The organism is Enterobacter cloacae complex sp. HYC033_NIDB (assembly GCF_056673335.1).
This window is the reverse complement of sequence record NZ_CP115123.1, coordinates 662,110-683,698: the sequence shown is the minus strand read 5'-3', so window position 1 is coordinate 683,698 and position 21,589 is coordinate 662,110. Positions and strand designations below refer to the sequence as shown.

The 21,589-nt window shown below is 57.6% G+C and carries 20 protein-coding genes; 9 read left to right on the top strand and 11 right to left on the bottom strand.

Going from position 1 to position 21,589, the window contains the following annotated elements:
- The first annotated feature begins 109 nt into the window (after nt 1–109).
- The 5 genes from O1721_RS03265 (at nt 110) to O1721_RS03245 (ending at nt 5,327) form a co-directional block, all read left to right on the top strand.
- Nucleotides 110–322 carry a YdgH/BhsA/McbA family protein gene (locus tag O1721_RS03265; protein ID WP_015569916.1) on the top strand — a complete coding sequence of 71 codons (213 nt, stop codon included), beginning with the start codon at nt 110–112 and terminating at the stop codon, nt 320–322.
- Between the two features lie 487 nt (nt 323–809).
- Nucleotides 810–1,523 (top strand): DUF1120 domain-containing protein, encoded by a 714-nt coding sequence (locus O1721_RS03260; RefSeq protein WP_015569917.1) that lies wholly within the window; start codon nt 810–812, stop codon nt 1,521–1,523.
- A gap of 77 nt (nt 1,524–1,600) precedes the next feature.
- A complete protein-coding gene (locus O1721_RS03255; RefSeq protein WP_017382678.1) occupies nt 1,601–2,287 on the top strand; it encodes a fimbria/pilus chaperone family protein in 687 nt (228 codons plus the stop codon).
- Nucleotides 2,288–2,313: 26 nt separating this feature from the next.
- Nucleotides 2,314–4,737 (top strand): fimbrial biogenesis usher protein, encoded by a 2,424-nt coding sequence (locus O1721_RS03250; protein ID WP_017382679.1) that lies wholly within the window; start codon nt 2,314–2,316, stop codon nt 4,735–4,737.
- A complete protein-coding gene (locus O1721_RS03245; RefSeq protein WP_032649890.1) occupies nt 4,728–5,327 on the top strand; it encodes a DUF1120 domain-containing protein in 600 nt (199 codons plus the stop codon). The genes O1721_RS03250 and O1721_RS03245 overlap by 10 nt, the downstream gene beginning before the upstream one ends.
- Nucleotides 5,328–5,369: 42 nt before the next feature.
- On the opposite strand, the gene O1721_RS03240 is transcribed toward O1721_RS03245, so the two are convergent.
- Both O1721_RS03240 and O1721_RS03235 read right to left on the bottom strand, forming a co-directional pair.
- Nucleotides 5,370–5,693: an AzlD domain-containing protein gene (locus tag O1721_RS03240; RefSeq protein ID WP_015569921.1), complete on the bottom strand. Its 324-nt coding sequence runs from the start codon at nt 5,691–5,693 to the stop codon at nt 5,370–5,372.
- Nucleotides 5,693–6,352 (bottom strand): AzlC family ABC transporter permease, encoded by a 660-nt coding sequence (locus O1721_RS03235; protein ID WP_032649889.1) that lies wholly within the window; start codon nt 6,350–6,352, stop codon nt 5,693–5,695. Before O1721_RS03235 ends, O1721_RS03240 begins: the two co-directional genes overlap by 1 nt.
- Before the next feature lie 103 nt (nt 6,353–6,455).
- Here O1721_RS03235 and O1721_RS03230 point away from each other — a divergent pair, with 103 nt between their 5' ends.
- The 4 genes from O1721_RS03230 to O1721_RS03215 all read left to right on the top strand — a co-directional run bounded on the left by O1721_RS03230 (nt 6,456) and on the right by O1721_RS03215 (nt 11,568).
- Nucleotides 6,456–7,004 (top strand): helix-turn-helix domain-containing protein, encoded by a 549-nt coding sequence (locus O1721_RS03230; RefSeq protein ID WP_032649886.1) that lies wholly within the window; start codon nt 6,456–6,458, stop codon nt 7,002–7,004.
- A gap of 17 nt (nt 7,005–7,021) precedes the next feature.
- Complete coding sequence (locus O1721_RS03225) at nt 7,022–8,017, top strand: LacI family DNA-binding transcriptional regulator (protein WP_003861974.1); 996 nt, start codon at nt 7,022–7,024, stop codon at nt 8,015–8,017.
- 105 nt (nt 8,018–8,122) lie between these two features.
- On the top strand, nt 8,123–10,246 hold the full coding sequence (locus O1721_RS03220) for an alpha-galactosidase (RefSeq protein ID WP_032649885.1): 2,124 nt from the start codon (nt 8,123–8,125) through the stop codon (nt 10,244–10,246).
- Nucleotides 10,247–10,290: 44 nt separating this feature from the next.
- Nucleotides 10,291–11,568, top strand: a complete 1,278-nt coding sequence (locus O1721_RS03215) for an MFS transporter (protein WP_015569924.1) — start codon at nt 10,291–10,293, stop codon at nt 11,566–11,568.
- Here O1721_RS03215 and rhaM read toward each other — a convergent pair.
- The 9 genes from rhaM to rhaB form a co-directional block, all read right to left on the bottom strand.
- Nucleotides 11,556–11,870: an L-rhamnose mutarotase gene (gene rhaM, locus O1721_RS03210; protein ID WP_015569925.1), complete on the bottom strand. Its 315-nt coding sequence runs from the start codon at nt 11,868–11,870 to the stop codon at nt 11,556–11,558. The two genes, O1721_RS03215 and rhaM, sit on opposite strands and share 13 nt — an antisense overlap.
- The gene (fucO, locus tag O1721_RS03205) at nt 11,867–13,015 is read right to left on the bottom strand and encodes a lactaldehyde reductase (protein ID WP_003861980.1); all 1,149 of its coding nucleotides are present in this window, start codon (nt 13,013–13,015) and stop codon (nt 11,867–11,869) included. The genes rhaM and fucO overlap by 4 nt, the downstream gene beginning before the upstream one ends.
- Before the next feature lie 97 nt (nt 13,016–13,112).
- A complete protein-coding gene (locus tag O1721_RS03200) occupies nt 13,113–14,117 on the bottom strand; it encodes an ABC transporter permease (RefSeq protein WP_032649882.1) in 1,005 nt (334 codons plus the stop codon).
- Nucleotides 14,114–15,118: an ABC transporter permease gene (locus O1721_RS03195; protein WP_032649879.1), complete on the bottom strand. Its 1,005-nt coding sequence runs from the start codon at nt 15,116–15,118 to the stop codon at nt 14,114–14,116. Before O1721_RS03195 ends, O1721_RS03200 begins: the two co-directional genes overlap by 4 nt.
- Complete coding sequence (locus O1721_RS03190; protein ID WP_032649877.1) at nt 15,119–16,621, bottom strand: sugar ABC transporter ATP-binding protein; 1,503 nt, start codon at nt 16,619–16,621, stop codon at nt 15,119–15,121.
- A 106-nt stretch (nt 16,622–16,727) separates the two neighbouring features.
- Nucleotides 16,728–17,714, bottom strand: a complete 987-nt coding sequence (gene rhaS, locus O1721_RS03185; protein WP_032649875.1) for a rhamnose ABC transporter substrate-binding protein — start codon at nt 17,712–17,714, stop codon at nt 16,728–16,730.
- 82 nt (nt 17,715–17,796) lie between these two features.
- Nucleotides 17,797–18,627 (bottom strand): rhamnulose-1-phosphate aldolase, encoded by an 831-nt coding sequence (rhaD, locus tag O1721_RS03180; protein ID WP_015569930.1) that lies wholly within the window; start codon nt 18,625–18,627, stop codon nt 17,797–17,799.
- Between the two features lie 96 nt (nt 18,628–18,723).
- Nucleotides 18,724–19,983 carry an L-rhamnose isomerase gene (rhaA, locus tag O1721_RS03175; protein ID WP_032649872.1) on the bottom strand — a complete coding sequence of 420 codons (1,260 nt, stop codon included), beginning with the start codon at nt 19,981–19,983 and terminating at the stop codon, nt 18,724–18,726.
- On the bottom strand, nt 19,980–21,449 hold the full coding sequence (gene rhaB / locus O1721_RS03170; RefSeq protein ID WP_032649871.1) for a rhamnulokinase: 1,470 nt from the start codon (nt 21,447–21,449) through the stop codon (nt 19,980–19,982). The genes rhaA and rhaB overlap by 4 nt, the downstream gene beginning before the upstream one ends.
- Between the last annotated feature and the right edge of the window lie 140 nt (nt 21,450–21,589).

Sequence of the window (21,589 nt, the reverse complement as noted above, 5' to 3'; positions counted from 1 at the left end):
AATGAGTATAGCAAAACCTTCCGCTTTTAGTTGTTCATGATGAGGGCTAGTATTTATCTCATCAAGGCACGGTGCCTTATCTAAACAACTTAACGAAAAGGTTTATCTCATGAAAAGCATCAAAACTTTTGTCGCTGTAATCGCTCTGGCTGCTTCTTTCGGTTCTTTCGCTGCGCAGACTGTGACTGCATCCGCCTCTACCCTCGATGGCGCAGAAGCCAAAATCGCCGCACAGGCTCAGGAAGCGGGCGCGTCATCCTACAAAATTACCCAGGCATTCACCGGTAACCGCGTACACATGACCGCTGAACTGAACAAATAAGTCATATAGCCGCTGTCCCTTGCTCTTCGGAGCAGGGACAGGTTTCATTCTGCTCCCCTGTTTTTATCCCGCCTTCCTGTACAAACCGCCTGTATTTTCAACCTGACAGAAGATAGCCATATCCTCCGGGATATTTCTTATTGGTTGAATAATAACTATAATGTGCCGTCCGGTTGAGTTACCCTTACTTAAAAATCAGCAATATCATACATGATCTAAATACAAGGTCTGACCAGTTCTTTTAATTCATTTAAATAATGTATGATTTCATGTCTTTCAGACTGTATTTCGGGGTTTATTATATAAATAATCAATAATTGATCCCAAATAATAAGGAAATCCTCAGGCTTTAATCCTAAAGAGATTCGGAGTCATTGACCCCGGTTATTCATGATGATAGTTTCAAAAACAATATCAAATCTTTACCCCTAAAACCAAATATTTCTCTTTTGGTTTATTTTGTATTTAACTCATATAAGGAAATTAAATGAACGCGATGTTTAAAAAAGGAGTGCTGGCATCTGTACTGGCAGTAGCGGCGTCTTCAGCAATGGCGGCTTCCAGTGTTGATATTCAGGTTACGGGGAAAATTGTTCCGTCTTCCTGTACACCGGCATTTATTAGCGGTGGCGGTATTGCTGATTTTGGTACCATGAAGGTGGCTAGTCTGAATTCCACCACCCCAACCCCTCTGGCGGATGTTAAAATTATCCCTATTTCTATTACCTGTGAAGAAGCGACCCGCGTTGGCGTGACCTTTAACGATTCGCATGTGGATTCTGCGCCTACGGAGAATATGCCGGTGAACTTTATTGATTCGGATTTCATTACCAGTGCGGGTTTTACGGCTGGCCTGGGGATGTATGGCGATAAGAAGATTGGCGCTTATTCAATGGGTATCCAAAAGACCGACGGGGCGACGACCAACGGAGACGGTGTAAACCTTTATCCAATCTTCACCAGCGATAACGGCGCATCATGGGGAGTTAAAAGCGGGTTTCGCTACTTACAGGTGAAACCTGATAAGAGTGAGATTTATTCCTTCACAGATCAAGCGACCGGTACAGTGGCACCTGTTGCACAAACTAAAATTAACTTCAACGTGGGCATTGCCGCGATGATTAACCCAACCAACGATTTAAATATCACGGATGAAGCTACCCTGGACGGCTTAACCAACGTTGAGCTGGTTTATCTGTAATCACCCCCACGTATCATGAAATACCTGACACCTCACTTCGGTGGGGTGTCCTATACCAATATTAATGGACTAATATTATGCTGCTTTTAAAGAGAACGCTGATCTGTGCCTGCCTGCTGGCCTCATTCAACGGTATGGCTGCCGGGATGGTGCCGGATACCTCGCTGCTTATTGTCAATGAAGACAAGCAGGGGGCCAGCATGGATGTTAAAAACACCGATGCTGAAGCACAGCTGCTGTACACCAAAATTATTGATCTCCCGGACGACCCCAAACCGGGTCTGATTGCCACGCAGCCGGTTGTGCGCGTAGATGCGGGTAAAACCCAGCGCGTGCGTTTTGTGCTGAAAAACAGTAATGAGCCGCTGAAGGTGGAACATTTTAAGCGTGTCATTTTTACCGCTATCCCTCAGCGTGAAAAAAATAAAGTTAAAGTGGTGTTTAGCCAGAACCTTCCCGTCATTATTCACCCGGCTGGCCTGGCGGTAAATATTGAACCCTGGAAGGCACTCACCTGGCAGATAAAAAATGGCAATGTCACGGTTGAGAATAATACGCCTTATGTCGTCCGACTGGAGCAAAAGGTGAAATTAATGGCCTCGGGTACGATCGCGACATTAGCTAAGACTTACATTCTTCCTGGCGAAAAAATGACGGCCAGCGCCCCAGCCAAAATATCAGCATCCGAAAAACAAATCGAAATCTATCCGGCAACGCGTTATGGCTATAAGGCAGGGAAATATATCGCCGACCTTCAGCAATAAAATCACTTAACAAACATGGAGTAGTTATGTTAAACGGTTCCTGTAAAAAGGGAATGCTCGTGTTTTGCCTTAGCGTGCTGGCATTTAATATTCGGGCTGAGATTTCCTCTAATGCGAATGAATCTCTGGAACTGGCGCGAGCCATATTTGACAGCGATGCTTTAAAAAATAACGGGCTTGATCCGGCCATTGCGGATTACTATTCCCTCACTCCCCGTTTTACCCCTGGCTACCATAATGTGACGGTTAATATTAATGGTAAGCAGCGCAATATTATGCCCGTGAAATTTGATGAGGAAGGAACGCCCTGTATTGATAAAGCGTTTCTGGAAAACGCGGGCCTGATTAAACAGACGAAAAGAGGCACCTGCCCGAAGATTTATCACTACTGGTCCGGATCAACGATTCAGACTTCGCCGGATATTGATGAAATATCGGTTGTTGTACCGCCTGAAGCGATCGACCCTGATTATGACCGACAGTTCGCCGAGGTGCGTGGCGGACGTGCAGCCATGCTGAATTACTCCATGTTTGGCACCCATAATCACTATGATGATGAGAACGCTGACCGTTTCCAGTCGACCTTTGAAATGGGCTTTAATGCCGGAGACTGGATTGTGCGCAGCACGCAGTTCATTAGCGACGGCAGCGATCAGGATTTTGATGTCGACTCCCTCTACACCTATGCCCAGCGTACCTTTACCGATTATGGCGTGATGGTGCAGGGTGGCCAGATTAACATCGCCAACAGCCGCTTCAGTATTCCGGGAATTTACGGGGTCCAGATGATGCCGGATACCGCACTCACTCCTCAGGTGGGGACGGGCGTCGAAGTCAGCGGTATTGCCCGTAATCCGCAGGCGCGCGTCGATATCCGCCAGGGCGGACAGCTTATTTACTCAACGCTGGTTCCTGCCGGTCCGTTCAACCTGGATGACGTGCCGCTGGCGAACCTCAACACCGACCTGAACGTAACGGTCACCGAGACTGACGGCAGCGAAAACCGATTCACTGTCTCGGCAAGTACGTTCCGCAGCAATCATATAGGCCGTGCCCCGGGCTTTACGCTGGCTATGGGCCGCGTTGAAGACATGGACTCACGCTTTGAAAATCCGTGGGTGGTGTCCGCCAACGACGGCTGGTCTGTCAATAAGCGTGTCAATTTCCTGGCCGGTATGGTGATGGCGGATAACCACTATTATGGCTTCTCCGGCAACCTCGATACCATACCGATGCAGAACCTGTATGCCTCGTTGGGTTTTCTGGCGTCAATAGACAACCAGACGCAAACCGACGGCAACAAAACGACGCTGGATCTGGGTTACTCCCTGCCGTGGGGCATTGGGCTTTCGCTGGGCGGTAGCTATGGCACACCGGACTATCGCGAGATGGCGGAACTTTACGGCGACGATGACGATATGTCGCAAACCAAATACGACACCAGCGTCGGTATCAACTGGTCGAGTACCACGCTGGGCCGCTTTTCCCTCAGCTATTATCGCAACGAGAGCTGGAACAGCGACTATGACAGTCGCCGGTTTATCTCGTCGTGGTCACAGACTTTTAAATACTTCAACGTGAGCGTGAACTGGGAGTCGGATGTCAGCCGGCACGACAGCAGCGACAACGATCAGTTTTACGTAAACGTGTCGATCCCGCTGGGACGCTCAGGCGTGACAACCAGCTCCTGGTATCGCGAGAGCGAAGGTAAGCGTTCTTACGGCACGCGGGCAATGGGCTCGCTCAACGCTGAGAACCAGTACACGGTGGGGGTCACTCAGGACCAGGAAGAGAACACCACCAGCTGGGACAGCTCGCTGAACAGTAATCTGCATTACACCAACCTGGCGCTGGCGGCAGGAGGAGATAACGACAGCAATACCAACTACTCAGCAGCATTAAGCGGCGGGATTGTCGCCCACAGCGACGGGGTGACCTTCTCGCCTTACCGCGTGACCGATACGTACGCCATTGCCAGACTGGATAAACCGGTGGCTGGTATCGAGATAGGTACCCCGCGCGGCGCGGTATGGACCGATAAATGGGGCCAGGCGATTATTCCTGCGCTGTCGCCGTTCCGTGAAAGCACGATTGAGATCAACACGGAAAGCCTGCCAGGCAATCTGGACGTAAGAAATGGCAGAACAGCGATCAAAGCGTCTCACGGCGCTGTGGCGAAGTGGGAGTTTGCGACGTTAAGCCAGCGCCGCGTGCTGCTCAGTATACGCCGTGCGGACGGTACGCCGCTGCCGGAAGGTGTCTCGATTGTGGACGCGGCAGGGGAGTATGTGACGAGTGCGCCAGAAGACGGCGTGATCTTCCTGAACGATATCTCTGCCAGCCAGCAGCTGTATGCGAAGCTGGATGAAGGGCGTTGCAGGCTGACGTACACCCTGCCGGAGGCAGAACCGAATAAATTCTATGAAGAGGTGACAGGGAAATGTCTCTGAATAACGTTCGTCAATACGCGCTGATGCTTATGCTGCTCTGCGGCGCAGCGGGACTTTCGGGAATGGCGCAGGCCGATGACGGCGCCTGTGAAATGATGTCGGCGGTGAAGAAAGTCGATTACGGGCGCTACCGTAAAGAGGATATGCGGCAAACGTCCGCTGAACATATTGGCAAAGTGTACAACGGTTATGCTTCTGTGATGCGTGAAGTTCAGGTTTCGGTGCTGTGTCCGGATGTGCGCAAAATGCGCATCTCCGTAGACGGGATTGCCCGACAGAACCTGGCGTATCGTTTTACGGACAGCGGCGCGATGAAAATCGAATTCAAAGATGGGCGGGTGGACGGGAACCCTGTGCAGCTGGCCGCGGTCGATATTGGCGCGGTAGCCGTTCAGGGAGGCGCTTCTCAGGTGACGCTAAAGCCGGAAAAAGCGCTGGCTGCGGTAAACGGTACAGAAGTGGCGGGCGAGCAGTTTGTCGCCACCATGATGATCACGACCTATCTCTCTGACAAGGCATTTAGCGTTACTAACACCACGGATTTTGAAGAAACGCTGACGCTTAACGTCGATACGCTTCCTGCGCATTAACCCCTCAGATGCCCGGCAGCGCTGTTCTGTCGGGCATTTTTCTTAGTGGATCCCCGCCAGACGCAGCAGCGCCGTCACCACCGCCGCCGCGACGATCACCACAATTAACGGCATTTTGCGCCAGGCCAGAAACACCGCGAACCCCACCCCCAGTACGCGCGCCATCCCGGCAAAATGGTCCCCTTCATAAAACGTTGTTGCCAGCGCGACGGAGAACAACAAAACGGTTGCCGCGTCTGAAAGCAGCGCCTGCGACCGTTCAGAAAGCGCCAGCCGGCTACCGAGTTTCGCCCCGCCGAGACGCATCAGATAGGTTCCGGCAGAAAGAATGGCGATGCCGAGAATAAAAACCGTCATGTTTTCCATTATTTTTTCCTCGCGGCAAGGCCGAGCAAAGAGAGCAGCACCGGCAGGCCAACCGGCGCAAACGGTACGGCGGCCAGCGACAACACTGCGCCGCTACAGGCGCGGATCAGCGTGGTACGGTTTTTAAATGCCGGCACCACTAACGCCAGCAGGACCGCCGGGAACACCGCGTCCAGCCCGATGGTTTCCGGGTCCGGCAGCAGCTTGCCGACCATCGCGCCCAGCACCGCCCCTAGCGGCCAGATGATTGCCACGCCCAGGCCGCACAGCCAGTAGGCCGCTTTACGCTGCTCGGCGGTTTTTTGCGACAGGCCGAACACCACACTTTCATCATTCATGATATGACAGCCCAGAAAGCTCAGGCCGCGCTTGCCCACCAGTTCACGCACCGTAACGCCGAACGGCACATGGCGCGCGTTAACCAGTAAACCGGCCGCTGCCGCTGCCAGCGGATTGCCGCCGCTCGCCACGATGCCGATAAACATAAACTCGGATGCGCCTGCCAGCACCGTGAGGGAGAGGACAAACGGCACCCACAGCGGGAAACCGTAGGCCATCGCCAGTGAGCCATAAGACATGCCGACCACGCCCACCGCGAGGCAGACCAGGACGATCGCTTTTATCGTGTCGCCTTTCAGGCAAGAGAGGTGATTCTTCATACCATTTTAGCCATATCGAACGTATTTCCATTATAATGAACGCATCAGAAACGTTTTACAAGACGAACGATTCGTTCGTTATAGAGAGAAAGAGGCCGTTATTATGACGCAGCCAATCAGCGTGATCGCCAAAAGCCTGGTGCGAGAACGCTTGCGAACCGGGCTCTCACTGGCGGAAATTGCCCGCCGTGCCGGGATCGCCAAATCCACGCTTTCTCAACTGGAGTCTGGCAACGGCAATCCTAGCCTGGAAACGCTGTGGTCGCTTTGCGTGGCGCTGGATATTCCTTTTGCCCGGTTACTGGAGCCGCAGCAACCCGTCACGCAGGTGATCCGCCGCGGCGAGGGCACAAAAGTCGTCGCCGGGCAGGCGAACTACGAGGCGATTTTGCTCGCGGCGTGTCCGCCTGGCGCGCGTCGTGATATCTATCTGCTGCTGACTCAGCCGGGGGCAGACCGTATTTCCCAGCCCCATCCGCCTGGTTCGGTTGAGCATATTATCGTGACCCAGGGGCGGGCGGTGGTCGGTCTGATCGACGCGGCGGAAGAGCTCGGCCCGGGAGATTACATTTGCTACCCCGCTGACCAGCCGCATATCTTTAAGGCGCTGGAGCCAGATACGCACGCGCTGCTGGTGGCGGAACAAAACTAACAAAGATACGGAAAATCATGTCGCTCAAAGCCATTGCCAAAGAACTGGGGCTGTCTGTTACCACCGTCAGCCGCGCCCTCAACGGGTATGACGACGTTTCTGCTGAGACGCGCGCCCGCGTGGAAGCGGAGGCCCAGCGCCGTGGCTATCGACCAAATACCTTTGCCCGTCGCCTGAAGATGGGCAAAATCGACGCCGTCGGGCTGGTGTTTCCGGTGCATCCTGTTCCGCTCAATAACAGCGTTTTTATGGACATGGTCGGCGAAATTAGCCACGAACTGGCGCGACATGAGATTGACCTGCTGCTCATCGCTGACGACGACCTGGCGGACAAACACAGCTATATGCGCATGGTGCAGAGCCGACGCGTGGATGCGCTGATTGTGGCGCATACGCTGGATCACGATCCGCGTCTTGAGCAGCTACAGGCCGCCGGGTTCCCGTTCCTGGCGCTCGGCCGCAGCCAGCTCCCGCAGCCGTACGCGTGGTTCGATTTCGACAACTATGCCGGCACATATCAGGCCACCCGCTGGCTGATCGAGAAAGGCCATCAGCGCATTGCGCTGCTGGGCGAAAGCAACAACCAGGCATTCATCACCCAGCGCCGCCAGGGCTACCTGGACGCGCTGCGGGAAGCCGGACTTTCCAGCGAATGGCTGCGCGCCATGCCCCCTTCGCGTCGCGTGGGGTATGCCACCACGCAAGAACTTCTCTCCCTGCCGCAGCCGCCCACGGCCATCATTACCGACTGCAACACCCACGGCGACGGCGCAGCGATGGCCCTGGCGCAGATGGGACGCTTAACCGGTGAAAATGCCGTTTCGCTGGTGGTCTATGACGGCTTACCGCAGGACAGCATTGTCGATATCGACGTCGCGGCGGTGATCCAGTCTACCCGTCAGGGTGTCGGGAAACAGATTGCCGATATGGTGCGCCAGCTGATTAATGGCGACGACATTGACACCCTTCAGGTGCTCTGGCAGCCAGAATTCTCCCCAGGCCAGACGGCCTGATTAACCAAAAATTTCCAAACCCGATCACAGATCCGAAACGTTTTGGTTTGTATCCGAAACGTTTCGGATCAACACTCAGGACATCCCGATGACAGGAGATGTCTGATGCAAGATTCCATTTTTCGACTTGAAAGCAATACGGTTGACGTGGTGGTAAAAACCCACCCGTTCGCCGAAATTCTCTACTGGGGGGCACACCTTCAGCACTTTTCGCCGCAGGATGTGCTGAGTATTGCGCGCCCGGTTGCTAATGGCAGGCTGGACGTCGACTCCCCCGTCACGCTGATGGCAGAGCTGGGGCATGGGCTGTTTGGCTCGCCGGGCATCGAGGGGCACCGCCAGGGGCTGGACGGATCGCCGGTATTTAAAACCACGCAGGTGCAGCAGGCGTTAAACGCCCTGACAATCACTGCTGAAGACGAGCATGCAGGCCTGCGCCTGACCAGTGAAATAACGCTGGATGCCAGCGGCGTACTGGTGGTGCGTCATGGGTTAACCAACCTGAAAACGCAGGCGTGGCAGGTGGATCGCTTTGCCGTGACGCTGCCGGTGGCCGAACGCGCGCAGGAGGTGATGGCCTTCCACGGACGCTGGATCAGGGAGTTTCAGCCGCACCGCGTGATGCTTGAACATGACAGCTTTGTGATTGAAAACCGTCGGGGTAAAACCTCCCATGAACATTTCCCGGCGCTGATTTCAGGTACGCCGTCATTCAGTGAAATGCACGGCAACGTCTGGGGTATACATCTGGGCTGGAGTGGTAACCACCGCCTGCGCGCAGAGGCGAAAACCGATGGCCGCCGCTATATGCAGGCCGAAGCGCTCTACCTGCCGGGTGAAATGGCGATTGAAGAGGGGGAAACGCTCTGGACGCCGCGCCTGTATGCCAGCCACTCCCCGCACGGGCTGAACGGCATGAGCCAGCAGTTCCACCGCTACCTGCGCGACAATGTTATCCGCTTCCCGGAAGATAAACCGCGCCCGGTGCACCTCAACACCTGGGAGGGGATCTACTTCAACCACGACCCGGACTACATCATGCGCATGGCCGACGAGGCCGCAGCGCTGGGTGTGGAGCGCTTTATCATTGACGACGGCTGGTTCAAAGGCCGCAACGACGACCACGCCGCGCTGGGCGACTGGTATCTGGACGAGAAAAAATACCCGAACGGCCTAAAGCCGGTAATCGATCACGTTAAACAGCTCAGCATGGAGTTTGGTATCTGGGTTGAGCCGGAGATGATTAACCCCGATTCCGATCTGTATCGCGCGCACCCTGACTGGGTGCTGGCGCTGCCGGGCTACGCCCAGGCGACCGGGCGACACCAGCTGGTCCTCAATCTCAATATTCCGCAGGCCTTTGAATATCTGGTCGAACGCATGAGCTGGCTGCTGGGCGAACACGCGGTCGACTACGTGAAATGGGATATGAACCGCGAGCTGGTGCAGCCAGGTCACAAGGGCAAAGCCGCCGCCGACGCCCAGACGCGCCAGTTTTACCGCCTGCTGGACGTGCTGGGCGAGCGCTTCCCGCACATTGAGTTTGAATCCTGTTCGTCGGGTGGCGGGCGTATTGATTACGAAGTGCTGACCCGCAGCCACCGCTTCTGGGCGTCCGATAACAACGACGCGCTGGAGCGCAACACTATCCAGCGCGGCATGAGCTACTTCTTCCCGCCGGAGGTGATGGGGGCGCATATCGGTCATCATAAATGTCACGCCACCTTCCGCCAGCACAGCATTCAGTTCCGCGGGCTAACAGCGCTGTTTGGTCACATGGGGCTGGAGCTGGATCCGCTCACCGTCGATGCGCAGGAGCGTGAAGGCTATCGCCATTACGCCGCGCTGCACAAGCGGTGGCGAGAGGTCATTCATCACGGCACCCAGTGGCGCGTGGATATGCCGGACGCCACCACCCTGGCGCAGGGTATAGTGAGCGAAGATAAGACGCAGGGGCTGTTTTTGGTCAGCCAGCTCGCGATGCCGGATTACACCCTGATGATGCCGCTGCGCATGCCGGGGTTAGACGCCAGCGCGCTGTACCGCATCACGCTGCTCGATCACCCGAACATCCAGATTACGGGCGAGGGCGGGCACACCATGCGTAAGCTGCCGGCGTGGATGAACGCGCCGCAAACGGTAAGCGGTGAGTGGCTGATGCAGGCGGGTATTGCACTGCCGATTCTGGATCCGGAAACCGCCATTCTGATTGGTGTGGAACGCGTGTAAGGGTGACGGGCCGGGCAACCGGCCCTCCGTTGAGGATAAAAATAATGAACACAACAACCTGTACCCACAAAGACAACCCTAATTTCTGGATCTTCGGGCTGTTCTTCTTTCTCTACTTCTTCATCATGGCCACCTGCTTTCCGTTCCTGCCGATCTGGCTGTCGGACATCATCGGCCTGAACAAAACCCATACCGGGATTGTTTTCTCCTGCATCTCGCTGTCGGCCATTGCCTTCCAGCCGGTGCTGGGGGTCATTTCGGACAAGCTGGGGCTGAAAAAACACCTGCTTTGGATCATCTCGGTGCTGCTGTTCCTGTTCGCGCCGTTCTTCCTGTACGTCTTCGCCCCGCTGCTGAAAACCAATATCTGGCTGGGGGCGCTGAGCGGTGGGTTGTATATCGGCTTTGTCTTCTCAGCGGGGTCGGGGGCGATTGAGGCCTATATTGAGCGCGTAAGCCGCAACAGCTTTTTTGAGTACGGCAAGGCGCGTATGTTCGGCTGTCTCGGCTGGGGGCTGTGCGCCTCAACGGGCGGCATCCTGTTCGGCATCGATCCGTCGTACGTCTTCTGGATGGGGTCGGCCGCGGCGCTGTTGCTGATGCTGCTGCTGGTGGTCGCGAAACCGAAGCCTAACCAGACGGCGCAGGTGATGAACGCCCTGGGCGCGAATCAGCCGCAGATCACCGCTAAAACCGTCTTTACCCTGTTCCGCCAGCGCAGAATGTGGATGTTCATCCTGTACGTGATTGGCGTGGCCTGCGTGTATGACGTCTTCGACCAGCAGTTTGCCACCTTCTTCAAAACCTTCTTCGCCACGCCGCAGGAGGGGACCCGTGCCTTTGGTTTCGCCACCACGGCAGGGGAAATCTGTAACGCGATCATTATGTTCTGCTCGCCGTGGATCATTAACCGCATCGGCGCGAAAAACACGCTGCTGATTGCCGGGGTGATCATGGCGACGCGCATTATCGGCTCGTCGTTTGCCACCACCGCCGTGGAGGTGATTGCCCTGAAGATGCTGCACGCGCTGGAAGTCCCGTTCCTGCTGGTGGGGGCATTCAAGTACATCACCGGGGTGTTTGATACGCGCCTGTCGGCCACCATCTACCTGATTGGCTTCCAGTTTGCCAAACAGTCGGCGGCGATCTTCCTCTCCGCCTTTGCCGGAAATATGTATGACCGGGTCGGCTTCCAGGAGACGTATCTGATACTGGGCTGTTTCGTGCTGGCGATCACGGTGGTGTCGGCGTTTACGCTGAGTGGCAGGCGGGAGATTGCTGCCGCCTCGGGGGCAGCAGCGTTAACACATCAGTCCAGGTAAAACACCTCTTTCAGCGCCGAACTCACCGGGCTGTTATCCGGGTTCGACGGCATAACGTCACCCATATATTTCCACCAGCGCTGGCAGACGTCGGTATTCGCGACCGCGTTCCAGCGCTCCTCTGATTCAATCTCCACCGTCGCAAACAGCAGGTTGCGAGCTTTGTCGAGATAGATGGCGTAGTGGTGCGCGCCGTGGGCTTTCAGTACCGCCTCCAGCTCAGGCCAGATCGGGTTGTGGCGACGTGCGTACTCCTCGTGCGCGTCCGGGTTTACCTGCATCACAAACGCTTTGCGGATCATAAAGCCTCCAGGTACAGCTCGCGGACCTCATCGCGGCTGGCGGTGCGCGGGTTGCACGGCGCGCACGGGTCGGCGAGGGCTTTATCCAGCCAGCCTTCAATATCGGCTTTGGTGACGCCGAGCTGGCTAAATCCGGACGGAATGCCGACCCGGGCGCTCAGGTCACGAATCGCCTGAATGGCTGACATGCTGGCCGCTTCATCGCTCATGCCGCGCGTGTCAACGCCCATCGCCTGCGCCACGCGGGCGAAACGTGCGACCGCGTTCGGGCGGTTAAAGTTTTCGATGATCGGCAGCAGAATGGCGTTGCACACGCCGTGTGGCAGGTTGTGCGTCGCGCCCGGCTGGTGCGCCAGGGCGTGCACCAGCCCCAGACCGGCGCTGTTAAACGCCATGCCCGCCAGATACTGACCAAAGGCCATCTGCTCGCGCGCTTCCAGGTTGTGACCATCGTCAACCGCTTTCGGCAGCCAGAGGTTGATCAGGCGAATCGCCTCCAGCGCGTTAGCATCGGTCAGCGGGTGCGCGCCGACGGACACGTAGGCTTCAATCGCATGGGTCAAGGCATCCATGCCGGTTGCGGCGGTCACGGAGGCCGGAATATCAAGCATCACGCTGGCATCGTCCACGGCGATATCCGGGATGATGTTCGGGTCGATAATCACCTCTTTCACCTGTCGCGCGGCGTCAATGATCACCGCGTTGCTGGTCATCTCCGCCGCCGTGCCTGCGGTGGTGTTGATCGCCACCAGCGGCACGCCCGCGTTTTTCACCTTGCCGACGCCGGAGTAATCGGTTGACGGACCTGGGTTGGCGGTGAGGATTTTGATCGCCTTGGCAGTATCAATCGGGCTGCCGCCGCCAAAGGCAATCAGGTAATCACACTCCGCATCCTGATATGCCGCATAGCCTTTTTGCACCAGCGCTTCCGTCGGATTCGGGAATACCTCATCGAACAGGTGATACGACATCTGATGGGCGTCGAGCGCGGAAAACAAACTGTCGAGCAGGCCAAGTTTCACCAGCTGGCCGTCGGTGACAATCAGCGCTTTTCCCCACTGTTTGTTTGCCACCAGATTGACCATATCGCCGATCGCGCCCGCGCCGTGCAGGCTGATTTTGGGGAGTGCCAACATAAAGCTCATGATAATTCTCCTTAATTACTTTGATTTTTATGCCCGGCGGCGCTGCGCTTGCGCGGGCCTACGGTTAAGTAGGCCGGGTAAACGCAGTGCCACCCGGCTATGAGATCCGTCTTCGCTGCATCACCCGGCGGGTAATAATCGGCAGCGAAATCACCACGATCAGCATCGCGCCGATAATCACTGACATCACAATGCCGGGCACGTTGAGCAGGCCCAGGCCGAAGGTCACCAGCCCCATCAGGAAGGCGGCGATAATCACGCCCACCATGCTGCCGGACCCGCCGAGAATATTGACGCCGCCGAGCACCGCCATCGTCACCACCGCCAGCTCCCAGCCCATCGCGATGGTCGGGCGGGTACTGCCCAGACGCGAGGTGAGCAGCACCGACGCCAGGCCGGACATCAGTCCTACCAGCGCAAACAGGATCAGGTTGTGGCGCTTCACGTTGATGCCGGAGTACCACGCGCCGGTCGGGTTGTTGCCGATGGCGTAGGTGCGGCGGCCAAAATTGGTGCGGTGCAGCACAAAGGCAAACAGAGCGGCCAGCACGATAAACAGCGCGAACTCAAACGACAGCGCGCCCCAGACGTAGCCCTGGCCGAACCAGGCGAAGCTCTCCGGGTAGCTGTTCAGCGCCTGGTCCCCGAGCAGGATGTAGGTGATCCCGCGGTACAGGCTCATGGTGCCGATGGTGATGACGATGGACGACAGGTTAAAGCGCGTCACCAGAATACCGTTGAACAGCCCGCACAGTAGCCCGACGCCTAATCCCACGCACACCAGCAGCGGCGTATCGACGCCCGCCGCCGCGCAAAAGCCCATCACCGTGGAGCTGAGCGCGATGGTGGAGGCCACAGACAGGTCAATTTCCCGGGCGATAATCAGCATCGCCATCGGCAACACAATGATCGCTTTTTCCGTGAAGTTGAACGTCGCGTCGGAGAGGTTCCAGATATTGAGGAAGTAGGGCGAGGCGAGCGCGTTCACCACAAACACCGCCAGCGTCACCGCCAGCAGGAAGCCCTCCCAGCACAGCAGGCGCTGGAAGATGCCCGGCGCAGAAGTGGGTTTGAACTCTTCAGATGTCATCATTTTGCTCATGGTTTCACCGCCAGTTTCTGACGTGCCAGCGCCGCGTCGCGCAGGATCAGCCTGCCTTTGCGCTTGTTGCCGCGCTCGTTCAGCAGCACAGCGATGACAATGACCGAGCCGGAAATCGCCATCTGCCAGAACGGGGAGACGCCGATCACCGGCAGGGCGTTGTTGATGACGCCAAGGAACAGCGCCCCGAACAGACAGCCGAGCACGCGGCCGGTGCCACCCATGGTGCTGATCCCGCCAATCACACAGGCTGCCACCACCTGCAATTCAAAACCGTTAGCGACGTCAACATACGCAACGGCAAAGCGTGATATCCACAGGTAGCCGCAGAACCCGGCCAGCAGACCGGAAAGGCAGAAGCTGATGAACTGCATTTTCCCGGCGTTGATCCCGGTGTAGTACGCTGCCGTGGCGTTCCCGCCTGCGGTGTAGAGCGCCCGTCCGGTGCGACTGTAGCGCAGGAAGTAGCCCACCAGCAGCAGTACGGCGATGGCGCACCAGCTCAGCACCGGCAGGCCCAGCGCTGACGCACGCGGCAGGCCGAGGAAGTCTGCACCCATCTGGTTGGAGTTCACCCAGCCGCCGCCGGAGAGCAAAAAGATCATTCCGCGGTAGATGCTCATGGTGCCGAGCGTGACCACAATCGCCGGAATGCCCAGCTTCCACACCAGCAGGCCGTTTATTGCGCCCATCAGCAGCCCAAGCGCGCTGGCGAGGATCAGCAGCGCCCAGACGGGCACGTCCGGGTAATGGAAATTAATCAGGGCGACAATCATCCCGGTCAGGGCCAGATTAGCCGCCATCGACAGGTCGATGCCTTTAGTGAGCAGCACCATCATCTGCCCGAGCGCGAGGACGATCAGAATGGCGGTGTCGTTAAACATCTCCACCAGGTTGCCCGGTGCGATAAACGATGGCACGCGGCTGCCAATGGCGACGACCATCAGGACAATCACCGCGCCAAGCAGCGCCTCGCGGTGTTTTAAGAGTGAGCTAAGCATTTATGCCGCCTCCTGTTTTGCACCGCTGGCGGCGCTGACGATGGTTTCCGCCGTCGCGTCTCCCGCCTGGTATTCGGCCACCATCAGCCCCTCGTGCATGACGATAATGCGATCCGCCATGCCCATCACTTCCGGCAGTTCGGACGAGACCATAATCACCGCCAGCCCCTGACTGACCAGCTCGGACATAAACTGATGCACGGCTGCCTTTGAGCCGATATCGATGCCTTTTGTTGGCTCATCGAGGATGATCACGTCAGGGTGCGTCGCCAGCCATTTGCCGATCACCACCTTTTGCTGGTTGCCGCCAGAGAGGGTCTCCACCGCCTGCTTCCAGCTGAAGGCTTTCACTTGCAGGCGTTTGGCGTACTCGTCTGCCAGCTTCCATTCGCGGTCGTCGTGCAGTACGCCGTTCGGATTGAGCCTGCTGAGCTGAGGCAGGCTGATGTTCTGGGCAATCGGCAGGGCGATAATCGCCCCCTGTTTCTGCCTTTCTTCCGGCACACAGACGATACCGGCTTTGATCGCATCCGCAGGCTGGCGGAAGCGCCGGGGCTGTCCGTTGAGGATAATTTCCCCGGACGATGGCCGCGTGACGCCGGAAAGCGCCTGCATCAGCTCGGTACGCCCGGCACCCACCAGCCCGTAAAAGCCGAGGATCTCCCCTTTACGCAGGGAGAACGAGATATGCGCAAACTCGGTCGGATGGCAGAGGTTTTTCACCTCCAGCACCGTCTCGCCTTTTTCGCAGTCGATTTTCGGGAAGGTTTGGGTAATGGCGCGCCCGACCATCATCGACACCATCCGCTCTTCGGTGATCTCATTTATTGCCCCTGCACCGACGAACACGCCGTCGCGCAAAATGGTGTAGTGATCGGCCAGCTCAAAAATCTCGTCGAACTTGTGGGAGATAAACAGGATGGCTTTTCCCTCCTGCTTTAAGCGCTCCACAATCTGGTAAAACTCGAGGATTTCATGCTGTGACAGCGCCGCCGTGGGTTCATCGAGGATCACCACCTGCGCCTCAAACGACAGCGCGCGGGCAATCGCCACCATGTGACGCTGGGCGATGCTCAGGGTTTTCAGCGTTGCGCGCGGGTCGATTTGCACCTCAAGGCGGGCGAGAATAGCCTGCGCCCGGCGGTGCATTTCCGGCCAGTCGAGCTTTTTCAGGAAGCCTTTGTGAAGGTACTGACCGACAAAGATATTTTCGGTGACCGAGAGTTCATCGAACAGGACGGTTTCCTGGTGAATGGCGGTGATGCCCATTTTATGCGCCGACTCCGGCGTCGGAAGGTGAACGGGGATCGCCTTGTAGAGAATTTCGCCCTCGTCGGGCTGGTATATGCCGGTCATCACTTTGACCAGCGTCGACTTGCCCGCGCCGTTTTCGCCGATAAGCGCCGTCACTTTGCCGGGCCACAGCGCAAGCTGCACGTTCTCAAGAGCACGCACGCCGGGGAACACCTTGGTGATGCCAGAAAGCTGTAGCAATGGGGTCATGATAGTTCTCCGTTTGGTTCACCCTCACCCCGACCCTCTCCCAAAGGGAGAGGGGGTTAACGTTCCCTCTCCCTTTGGGAGAGGGCTAGGGTGAGGGGGGAAAGGATCAAAAGATTTTTGAGAACTTATCAATATTGCTGGCATCGTAAACGAACGGCTCGGCCATCGCGCCGTTGCCGTCGGCATCCAGCTTCACTTTGCCCAGCTTGCCCATGCTGGCCTCACCTTTCGTGGCGGTGCCTTTTACCAGGTCATCCGCCAGGTAGGTTGCGGCATAGCCCAGGTCAATCGGGTTCCAGATGGCAAAGCTCTTGCTTGCGCCGGACTTCACCGCGCCCGCCATCTCAGACGGCAGGCCTAAACCGGTGACGTACACTTTGCCAATCTTGCCCTGGTCCTTCACCGCCTGCGCGGCAGCCACAATGCCCACGGAAGAAGGCGAAACAATCACTTTCAGCTCCGGGTAGGTTTTCAGCAGGCCGACCGCTTCGCGGTAGCTCTTGTCAGAGAGATCGTCCCCGTAGGCCACGGTCACCAGATTGACGGACGGGTACTTCGGCAGCACCTTTTTCATTTCCGCAATCCAGGTGTTCTGGTTGGTGGAGGTTGGCGTGGCGCTCAGCACCGCCACATCGCCTTTCTCCACGTTCAGCGCTTTCAGGGCATCGGCGGCGAGCTTGACGTTAGTTTCGCCAATCAGGGCGTTATTGGACGGGTTGAGATGGATCTGACGCCCGGCTTTCGCCACGCCGGAATCCCACGACACAACCTTGATGCCGCGCTGCATCGCTTTTTTCAGCACCGGCACGACGGCGTCCGGATCGTTCGCGGAAATCGCGATCGCATCCACGCCCTGGGCGATCAGCCCGTTCAGCACCTCGATCTGCGCTTCCGCCGTGGTGGTGGTCGGGCCGGTATAAATCACTTTTACATCGCCTAACTCTTTGGCCGCCTCCTGCGCGCCGACGTTCGCTGCCTCGAAGAATCCATTCCCTAAGGACTTCGCCACCAGGGCGATTTTCACTTCTGCTAAAGCGGAACCGGACAACGCCAGAGCGGCAACGGTGAGGATCAAGCTTGCTTTTATTTTCATTGCTTTTACTCCACTGACTTGAGTTAGTTGTAGGGATTGCAGGTGGTTTTCGCCCCGTCTCGGTGAGCGGGGCGCGATGTTGTTATTGGTACAAATCTAACGCCGACTGCATGGGGGTGACGCCAAAGCGTTTACCCAGGGCGATCAGTTCTTCCCGGGTGATGGTCTGCTTCATGCCGCCCATGGAATAGACCTTCACCAGCACTTCCGCGGATTTCTCGGCGGTGTCGATCAGGCCGAAGGTTTCATCCAGCGTCGGGCCGCTGCCGAAGACGCCGTGGAACGGCCACAGCACCAGTGAATGTTTCTGCATGTCCGTCGCGGTTGCCTGGCCGATTTCGTCGGTGCCCGGCACCATCCACGGCAGAATGCCGACGCCGTCCGGGAACACCACCAGACACTCGGTGCTGCCTTCCCACAGTTTGCGGGTGAAGAAATCAGAATTATTTTCCAGCACGTAGGTCAGGGCGATCAGGTTGGTGGCGTGGCAGTGCATGATCACGCGGTCCTTGCCATTGGTCGCCTTGATGCGCTCGCAGTGGGAGAGGAAGTGCGCCGGCAGCTCAGAGGTTGGCACCGCCTCATCCGTCAGCCCCCACAGAATGTGGTAGCCCGCGCCGTCGCTATCCACTTTCACTACGCCGAGGTTGGCCTGCGGGTCGAGCTGAACGTTGCGGAAGAACTTCCCGGAACCGGTGACGATAAACGGCGTGTTGGCGAGCAGCGGCATCGGCTGGCTCAGGGCGATATAGCGCGGCTTCTGGTGGAAATCGGCGGCAAATGGCTCGATATCCGCGTCGTCCAGGCGTAGCGTCAGGTTGCCGCCGTTGCGCTCGTCCCAGCCCTTCAGCCAGGCGTCGGAGGTGGCTTTGATCATGCCCTGGACGAACCAGGAGGTGGTGATGGTCTGCATACTGTGTTTCCTTTGAAAATGCCGGGTGGCGCTGCGCTTACCCGGCCTACTTTTACCTGTAGGCCCGGCAAGCAACGCGCCGCCGGGCAATGTTTTTTACTGACGAGCGGCAAGAACGTCTTTCTCATATGCCCGCACGTTGTCCAGCCACTGGCTGCCCGCAGGCGCATCGTGACGCTGGCAGTACATCTCCCACACCGCCTGCCACGGCAGGGATTTCTGCTCTTCCAGCAGCGCCAGGCGCGCGGTGTAGTCGCCGTTTTCTTCCAGCTGTTTCAGGGCGGCGACAGGCTCCAGCAGCGCGCGCAGCAGGGCTTTCTTCATGTTGCGGGTGCCGATAACCCACGCCGCGATGCGGTTGATGGAGGCGTCGAAGAAGTCGAGGCCAATGTGTACGCGGTCGAACAGATCGTGGCGGATGATTTCGCTGGCAATCGCCTGGGTTTCGTCATCCAGCAGCACTACGTGGTCGCTGTCCCAGCGCACCGGGCGGCTGACGTGCAGCAGCAGGCGCGGCACGTAGAGCATGGCAGCGGAGATTTTGTCGGAGATCACCTCGGTTGGGTGGAAGTGACCGGCATCCAGGCACAGCGCGGTCTGGCGGCTGGTGGCGTACCCCATGTAGAACTCGTTCGAGCCGACGGTGTAGCTCTCGGCGCCAATGCCGAACAGCTTGCTCTCCACGGCGTCGATGTGGTGCGCCGGGTCCAGCTTCTCGCTGATGGCCTCATCCAGCGCGGCCAGCAGGCGCTGGCGCGGAGCCAGACGGTCGACGGTGATGTCCTTCATACCGTCCGGGATCCAGATGTTCATCACCGACGGTGTGCCAAGCTGCTCGCCGAAATACGCAGAAACGCGGCGGCTGGCTTTGACATGGTCGATCCAGAACTGGCGGATTTCGTCGTTGGCGTGCGCAAGGGTAAAGCCGTCCGCGCTCAGCGGGTGCGAGAAGCAGGAGGGGTTAAAGTCCAGGCCCAGCTTGTTGGCTTTCGCCCACGCCACCCAGTTCGTAAAGTGCTCCGGTTTGATTTCATTACGCGCCACCGGCTCGTCGGATTCGAGATAAATGGCGTGCAGATTCAGGCGCTTTGGCCCGGGGATCAGGCTCAGCGACAGCTCCAGATCCGCACGCAGTTCGGTGGCGTTGCGCGCTTTGCCCGGATAGTTACCCGTGGCCTGAATACCCCCCGTCAGGGAACCGCCCGGGTTCTCGAAGCCAGCAACGTCATCACCCTGCCAGCAGTGCATGGAGACGGGCAGACGGTCGAGCTGGCGCAGCGCCTCTTCGACATCCACGCCGACGGCGGCGAAACGCTGTTTAGCCAGGTCCCAGGCTTGTTCAAGTTGAGTGGTCATGCGCAAAGCTCCTTAGTCAGTCGTTTTTGCTGAAACTGCGCCCTGTAGCGGGCAATTTCATGGCAGGGATGGGGGGTGAAGGTGGTCAGGCTGTTATTCGCCGTCACCACCGAACGGAAATCGTCGACGTTTGAAAGTTCGTCCAGGGTCATCAGCTGAATGCCGATATTGCCGAGCGTGGAGGCTTCAATCGGACCTGCCACCACGGTAATGCCGCAGGCATCCGCGCAGAGCTGGTTCAGCAGCTGGTTCTGGCAGCCGCCGCCCACGATATGCAGCTGCGAGAACGGTTTGCCGCGAAGGTCAGCCAGCTCGCTCAGGATGTCGGCATAGAGCAGGGCGAGACTGTCAAAAATGCAGCGCGCCAGCTCGGCGGGGCGGGAAGGTACCGGCTGCCCCGCTTCAAAACAGGCGGCCTGGATTTCAGCGCTCATGTGCGCCGGGTTGATAAAGCGGTCGTCGTTCGGGTTAATCAGGAAGGTGCAGGCCTTCAGCGTTTCGGTTTCCGCGATAAGCGCGGGCAGGTCGGTGATGTTCTGCTCTTTCAGCACCCGCTGGAGCAGCCACAGGCCCATGATGTTCTTCAGCACCCGGTAGCGCCCTTCGGCGCCACCTTCGTTAGTGATGTTCGCCGCCAGTGCGGCATCGCTGGTGTAGGGTGTTTTGCTCTCAAAGCCCATCAGCGACCAGGTGCCGGAAGAGAGGTACGCCGCGTCTTTGCCGGCGAGCGGCGAGGCAATGACCGCGCTCGCGGTGTCGTGACTGGCGACGGCGACAACAGGGATTTCATTCCCCTGCGGGCAAAGCCAGTGGCCGATCACATTGCCCGGATGGGTTGGCGCGCCGAACCAGGACGGCGAGGCGCCCGTCCAGGCCAGCAGATGTTCATCCCAGTTATCGGTGTTGATGTTAACCAGCTGCGTGGTGGTGGCGTTGGTGTATTCCCAGTTCATGTTGCCGGTCAGACGGTAGCTTAAGTAGTCCGGGATCAGCAGCGCATGCGCCACCTTTTCGACCAGCTCTGGCTGTTGCTCAACCAGCGCGCGCAGCTGATACAGCGTGTTAAACGGCAGAAACTGAATGCCGCTGCGACCATAGATGTTCTCCTTGCCAAGCTGGGCGATGGCGTGCGCCATCAGCCCATCGGTGCGGCTGTCACGATAGGAGACCGGCAGGCCGACGCGTTCGCCGTGACTGTCCAGCAGTACGTAATCCACACCCCAGGTATCAATGCCGATACTGTCGATGCGAATACCGTCTTCGCAGACGTTGTGAAGTCCGGTGCGGATCTCTGCTTCCAGGGCGTCGATATCCCAGGTAACAAAACCGTCCTGTTTTTGCAGACAATTGGCGAAACGGTGCATTTCGCGAAGCGTAAGGGTGTGCAGGTCGCAGTCCCAGGTGGCGAGCATTACACGGCCGCTGGATGCGCCTAAATCGACAGCCACACAATGGCGAAAAGTCATGGTCGGGTCCTTTCTTAAGTCATTAGCGAGGAGTGTAAGAAAGGGAAGAAATAGCCACCTTCTCGCCACTGACAGCCCAAATCTCGCGCTGGCAAGAAAGCAAAGATGAACGTGAGGGAGTTCACAGTTTCCAGTAATGG